General features: G+C 43.4%; 4 protein-coding genes and 2 pseudogenes. 5 read left to right on the forward strand and 1 reads right to left on the reverse strand.

Features of this window, described 5'->3' with window-relative positions; translation table 11 throughout:
- The 5 genes and pseudogenes from EWV68_RS04705 to trpE form a co-directional block, all read left to right on the forward strand.
- A pseudogene (locus tag EWV68_RS04705) lies at window positions 1–236 on the forward strand (RNA-guided endonuclease TnpB family protein); the annotation flags it as partial.
- A gap of 423 nt (window positions 237–659) precedes the next feature.
- Window positions 660–1,187, forward strand: coding sequence for a hypothetical protein (locus EWV68_RS04710; protein WP_061432217.1), 528 nt, complete (start codon window positions 660–662; stop codon window positions 1,185–1,187).
- A gap of 65 nt (window positions 1,188–1,252) precedes the next feature.
- On the forward strand, window positions 1,253–2,938 hold the full coding sequence (locus tag EWV68_RS04715) for an ABC transporter permease (protein WP_061432165.1): 1,686 nt from the start codon (window positions 1,253–1,255) through the stop codon (window positions 2,936–2,938).
- A 301-nt stretch (window positions 2,939–3,239) separates the two neighbouring features.
- The gene (locus EWV68_RS04720; protein ID WP_002740397.1) at window positions 3,240–3,665 is read left to right on the forward strand and encodes a photosystem I reaction center subunit II PsaD; all 426 of its coding nucleotides are present in this window, start codon (window positions 3,240–3,242) and stop codon (window positions 3,663–3,665) included.
- A 403-nt stretch (window positions 3,666–4,068) separates the two neighbouring features.
- Window positions 4,069–5,589: an anthranilate synthase component I gene (gene trpE / locus EWV68_RS04725; RefSeq protein ID WP_287168991.1), complete on the forward strand. Its 1,521-nt coding sequence runs from the start codon at window positions 4,069–4,071 to the stop codon at window positions 5,587–5,589.
- 223 nt (window positions 5,590–5,812) lie between these two features.
- Here trpE and EWV68_RS04730 read toward each other — a convergent pair.
- Window positions 5,813–6,255, reverse strand: a pseudogene (locus tag EWV68_RS04730) (PulJ/GspJ family protein); the annotation flags it as partial.

Genomic DNA, 6,255 nt, shown 5'->3' on the forward strand with positions numbered 1-6,255 from the left:
GAATCTCTGTGATTCTTCAAGAAGAATCCTATACCTCAGCTTCTAATTTTTTGAATGACGATCCTCTCCCCGTTTATGGACAGATAACTGAAAAGCCAGTGTTTTCAGGAAAAAGAATTAAGCGAGGGTTATATCGTACAGATAAGGGGATTCTGGTTCAATCTGATGTCATGGGTTCCTACAATATTTTACGAAAAGCATTCCCAAATGCGTTTAACCGCTATGGGATAGAATAGAGAGGTGCGTAGTTCACCCAAGGAGAATTAATCTCTCGAAGTAAAAGTGAAAGGAATTTCTGAAATGGAATTCAGTCTGTCTATATTTGACTATACTTTTACTAACTATGCAGGACAAGAGCAACAATTCTCGCCAGGCGCGAGTTCGGAGATTCCCTATTAGCGATCGCTACCGCTCTGGAAATGCCCTACGAAACAGTGAAAACTTACGCCAAACTTGCCCGTCGTCTTTTTTCGATAAACTGTAACATGGTTTAAAAATCTCTGTCATTTTGAAAGGGCAAATGCTACTCATCCCCCTTTCAATGTTTTCTTACCTTGTTTTTCTTCCGAGAAACTTTTTGCTGTACTTGTAAAGGCTGATACCTTAGTATATTGGGAAAAGGTGGATTAGTGGCATACACACAATAGGAGTCTATGAAAATGGCATGGATATTTAGTTTATCCGCAGAATGTGGTTCTGATGAGAGCAAGGCCGATAAATTTGCTCAACATTTTCAGGGAAGATCATTGTTGCTGTCAAACGGTCGCCAGTGCCAATGTCGCACAGACATATTCCAAGACATAGAAGAAAATTGGTGGTGTCGCATTTCACCAAATAATCTTAGCGAAGTGGGAATAGACGGTCCTGAAAGTGCCTATTCAACGACAGAGTTAGGTATTTTACTCTATCAGTCCCTAGTATTTGCCCCCACCTTCCGTTATGCACTGGTTGGTGTTGAAGTCGATGAGTTTAGAACATACACTGAGCTTATCGAAGAATCATCCAATCTATCTATCCCAGGACTGGTTTTAGCGAAACCACTTGCACGCGAGCTAGGAATATTGCCAGTCTTTCGCTCCTTTAGCCCTAGTTATGTTTGGCAACCTTACGCAGGAGAAGTTTACAACCCGCTGATGACATCGCCAAATCTGAAAAACAAGTTGAATGAACTGCTGGCTGTAAGTTGACCTCACAAGCGAACAAGGCATAACTAGACCGTTCTCTAAAAATTGCTTTAACAATCTTATTAAAAATGTTTTTGCTGAAAGAATCTCGCTCTTTTTTTAGACAGGGATGGACAATTGCAGTTTTACTAATTGCCCTGCTTGTTTCCCTGCCAATTTTATCGGTTGCCAGTAGTTTATTAACTAATTCCAGTCAAGTCTGGCAACATCTGATCGAAACTGTTCTCTGGGATTATCTAGTTAATTCTTTTTGGTTAATGTGCGGGGTGGGCAGCGGCGTTTTAATCATCGGTGTCGGCACCGCTTGGTTAACAACGATGTGTCAATTTCCGGGTTGTCAACAATTTCAATGGTTATTATTACTACCCCTTGCCGCTCCTGCCTATCTCTTGGCCTATACTTATACCAATATGATGGACTATTTTGGTCCGGTGCAGACGTTCTTAAGAAGTGTTTTCGGTTGGAATAGTCTCGAGGATTATTGGTTTCCTAATATCCGTTCTCTCTGGGGGGGGATTCTGATGTTAATACTGGTGCTTTATCCCTACGTTTATCTGTTAGCAAGGGTCGGTTTTTTAGAACAATCTGTCTGCACGTTAGAGGCAAGTCGCTCCTTGGGATGTAATCCTTGGCGCAGTTTTTTTACTGTCGCTTTACCCCTAGCAAGACCGGCAATTATGGCGGGATTAGCTCTAGCTTTAATGGAAACTCTTAACGATTTTGGTACGGTGCAGTATTTCGGAATTAATGCTTTTACCACGGGGATTTATAATACTTGGTTCGGTATGGGAGATTCCATAGCTGCGGGGCAGTTATCAACAGTTTTAATGGTATTTATCCTCGTTTTAGTTTTCCTCGAACAATCCTCCCGTCGTCAAGCTCGTTACTATGAAATGACCAATCGTTTCCAGTCACCGACTAAGTACGAACTAGGATTTGTTCGGAGTTTATTGGCAATTATCGCCTGTTTTTTACCAGTATTTCTTGGGTTTATCGCCCCTGCTTTCTATCTAGCTTATCTAGCCTTTAATCATGCCCAAGAAACTTTTAATAATGACTTTCTTAATTTATCGGTAAACAGTTTTTTTCTGGCTAGTTTAAGCGCAATTATTGCGGTAGTTTTAGCTTTAATTCTCGCCTACGGGGAAAGACTTAATCCGAATAAAACTCTTAAGGTTTCTGTGCGGGTTGCGGCGGCTGGTTACGCTATCCCCGGCATTGTTATCGCGGTGGGGGTTTTAATTCCTATGGGCAAATTGGATAACTTTCTCAATCAAGTATTAAATATCAATTTAATTCTGAGCGGCACGATTTTCTGTGTGATTTTTGCCTATATTGTCCGGTTTTTAGCCGTAGCTTTTTCCACGTTAGAATCGAGTTTAAGTAAAATTAAACCTAGTTTAGATGATGCTTCCCGCAGCCTTGGCTATGGCACTGGTGCCACTTTAATTAAAGTGCATATTCCTCTTTTGTCGGGGGGATTATTGACGGCGGCTATGTTAGTTTTTGTCGATGTGATGAAGGAATTACCGGCTACTCTGGTCTTAAGACCTTTTAATTTTGATACCCTAGCCGTGCGCGTTTATCAATACGCCAGTGATGAACGTTTAGTGGAAGCGGCGGCCCCGGCCCTGGCCATTGTCTTAGTGGGATTAATTCCGGTAATTTTTTTAAGTTGGCAAATTTCCAGGCGGGCGATCGGCCAAGAGCTTAGTTCTATCTGGCTGAATAAATCTAAAAACCTTGTGGGATAATATCTTTAGGCTTTTTTAAAATCAAAAAGTGCCAGTCCTGGCAGTGATCGGGGGGAAAATTTAGGCACTTTTTCGCTGAAAATGGGTAAAACCCCACACCCCACACCCTGCCCCCCCGATGTCGGGGGGGTTGGGGGGCCACACCCTGCCTCCACGAAAAACTTTTTCGGTAAATCCTAGTTCTATAGTCTAGTACAAAATAATGTTACAGTTCTTGACAAGACTACTAGAGAGAGGGGGTGTCAGTGATAGGATTCCCTAAAACCCCTTTTCTTTATTTTTGTAGAGAGAACAAAACCCTATGACAGAACTTTCTGGAAAAGCTCCTAAGTTCGGTGGCAGCACAGGCGGTTTACTCGCCAAAGCCGATCTAGAAGAAAAGTACGCCATCACCTGGACAAGCAGCAAAGAACAAGTCTTTGAAATGCCCACCGGTGGCGCCGCTATCATGAACGAAGGCGAAAATCTCCTCTATTTGGCCCGCAAAGAACACGCGCTCGCTCTTGGTACCCAATTCCGGACGAAATTTAAGCCCAAAATCGAAGATTACAAAATCTATCGGATTTACCCCAGTGGTGAAGTGCAGTATCTCCACCCTGCTGATGGTGTCTTCCCCGAAAAAGTTAACGCTGGTCGTGAATTTTTCGGCAAAAAAGACCGCAATATCGGCAAAAACCCCGAACCAGCGACAATTAAGTTCTCTGGTGTCACTCCCTACGAAGCATAAATAATCCCTAAAATCGAGAGTGGGGAGTTAGATTTAGAAGCTATTTGGCCCTAAGATTTAACTTCTGACTCTCGATTTCTCTTATAGCAATCGGCAGTCAATTGCTAGTTAGGGTTTGCGGCAAAAAGTTTTTCCTGGGGTTAGGAGTTAGGAGTCAGTATTCTCCGAGTCAGGAGATAGGGTGGTCACTGTGTGCGCGTTGCGGGGGGTTTTGGGGTGTTAGGGTGTTAGGGTGTTGGGGTGTTAGGGTTTTAGTTGAAATTCCCCCACTTCCCCACTTCCCCACTTCCTCACTTCCCCACTTCCCCACTTTCCCACTTCCCACTCCTTCATAATTCATAATTCATAATTCCGTTTTCTCCCCTACAAGTGTTGTGCTATCCGTTTCCTGAACCATCAAAATATGATCTTCCCCGACTTCGATCGCTTTCGTCAACTCGCCGGTCAAGGTAACTTTATTCCTGTCTATCAAGAATGGATCGCTGACCTAGAAACGCCTGTTTCGGCCTGGTATAAAGTTTGTGCCAATCAAGCCTACAATTTTTTATTAGAGTCGGTAGAAGGGGGCGAAACCTTGGGACGCTACAGCTTTTTAGGAGGCGATCCCGTCTGGGTATTAGAAGCGCGGGGAAACACCACTACCCAAACTTTTCGCGATGGTTCTCAAGAGATTTTTTCGGGGGATCCTTTCGAGATTTTAACCCAATGTTTAGCCCCGATCGTGCCAGTTAAATTGCCGCAATTACCCGCCGGAATAGGGGGTTTATTTGGTTTTTGGGGTTATGAATTAATTAATTGGATCGAACCGCGAGTGCCTATTTATAACGCTACCGATGCCGATCTACCGGATGGGATTTGGATGCAGGTGGATAATCTGATTATTTTCGATCAAGTTAAACGGAAAATCTGGGTGATCGCTTATGCCGATATCCGGGGTAAAAATCCCGATTTAGCGGCCGCTTATCAAGCGGCCTGCGATCGAGTGACACAGTTAGTTCTGAAGTTACGATTACCCCTACCAACTAATGCCAAAACCCTGGAATTATTACCGGTTGGTCAGGGAAAAGAATTAGTCTATGAAAGCAATACAACTCAGGAAAAATTCTGTCAAAATGTCCTGAAAGCCAAGGATTACATCAAAGCGGGGGATATTTTTCAGGTGGTTATTTCCCAGCGTTTAAATGCCAATTATCAGGGTCATCCTTTCGATTTATATCGTTCCCTGCGTCTGATTAATCCTTCTCCTTACATGGCTTTTTATAACTTTAAGGATTGGCAAATTATTGGCTCTAGTCCTGAAGTGATGGTTAAGGCAGAACGGGACGAATTAGGTAAAATAAAGGCTACGGTCAGACCAATTGCTGGAACCCGTCGCCGGGGACAAAGCTTGAGTGAAGACCAAGCTTTAGCAACGGATTTATTGCAAGATCCCAAAGAAATTGCCGAGCATATTATGTTAGTGGATTTGGGGAGAAATGATCTAGGTAGGGTGTGCGATCAAGGTACGGTCAAAGTGGATGAATTAATGATAATTGAACGTTATTCCCACGTTATGCACATTGTTAGTAATGTGGTGGGGGATTTAGCCACCAATAAAAGTGCTTGGGATTTATTAAAAGCTTGTTTTCCCGCGGGAACCGTCAGTGGGGCCCCGAAAATTCGCGCTATGGAAATTATCCATGAATTAGAACCCTGTCGTCGTGGTCCCTATTCAGGGGTTTATGGTTACTACGATTTCGAGGGACAGTTAAATAGTGCCATCACAATTCGCACTATGATTGTTCGTCCCCAAGGTAATCAAAATTATCTGGTTTCTGTGCAAGCGGGAGCCGGGTTAGTAGCCGATTCTGAGCCGGAGAAAGAGTATGAAGAAACCCTCAACAAAGCCAGGGGTTTATTGGAGGCAATTCGCTGTTTAAGTTAGATTTTTTGCCCAGGATCGTCCTTTAGACTTTTTTCCCATCAAAAAGTGCCAGTGATTGAAGTGATCGGGGGGAAAATTCAGGGACTTTTTCCCTGAAAATTAGGTAATTGACCCCCTGAAAATGGGTAAAACCCTACACCCCACACCCCACACCCAGGAAAAACTTTTTCAGCAAACCCTAACAGGATAACATCAAGGTTTCAGCTTATTGCCATAAGTTTAGCTACTGGGGTTCAATGGTTACTAAAATCTGATAGGAGGTTGTTGGAGTCGTTTTAGTCGTAAACACGAATAAAATTTGGTTATTAGTAAGGGGATTGATATTGATGTCTGGGGGTAAACCGGTATCAGAGGTATATACATCTACGGTTTGAGTTTCAGTTTTTTCATAGACATTACGCAACCCATTCACAAAAACCACAATGCCATCTCCAGCATTTGCCAGAACAGGTGAACCGAAAGCTCCTTCCGGTTGCCCCAAAACCAACTGTTGTTGAGGTGCAGCAAGAACACCGCAGGAAGGACTGAATGTACAAGTTCCTCCTTTAATAATTTCAGCTTTAACAGTTGCCGGCACGGTAACGATGGGTAGAGTTGGTCTGGTAGCCCCAAAACCAGGTCTCCGATAAAAAGGAGGAGTAGGGGGGGAGAAGGGGGGGGAGAAGG

It is taken from the genome of Microcystis sp. M_QC_C_20170808_M9Col, from assembly GCF_007095495.1.
Taxonomy (GTDB): domain Bacteria; phylum Cyanobacteriota; class Cyanobacteriia; order Cyanobacteriales; family Microcystaceae; genus Microcystis; species Microcystis aeruginosa.

What these genes read in the sequence shown, in the direction of transcription:
- EWV68_RS04710 (WP_061432217.1), top strand. Translation starts at nt 660, where the DNA reads ATGGCATGGATATTTAGTTTATCCGCAGAATGTGGTTCTGATGAGAGC.
- EWV68_RS04715 (WP_061432165.1), top strand. Translation starts at nt 1,253, where the DNA reads ATGTTTTTGCTGAAAGAATCTCGCTCTTTTTTTAGACAGGGATGGACA.
- EWV68_RS04720 (WP_002740397.1), top strand. Translation starts at nt 3,240, where the DNA reads ATGACAGAACTTTCTGGAAAAGCTCCTAAGTTCGGTGGCAGCACAGGC.
- trpE (WP_287168991.1), top strand. Translation starts at nt 4,069, where the DNA reads ATGATCTTCCCCGACTTCGATCGCTTTCGTCAACTCGCCGGTCAAGGT.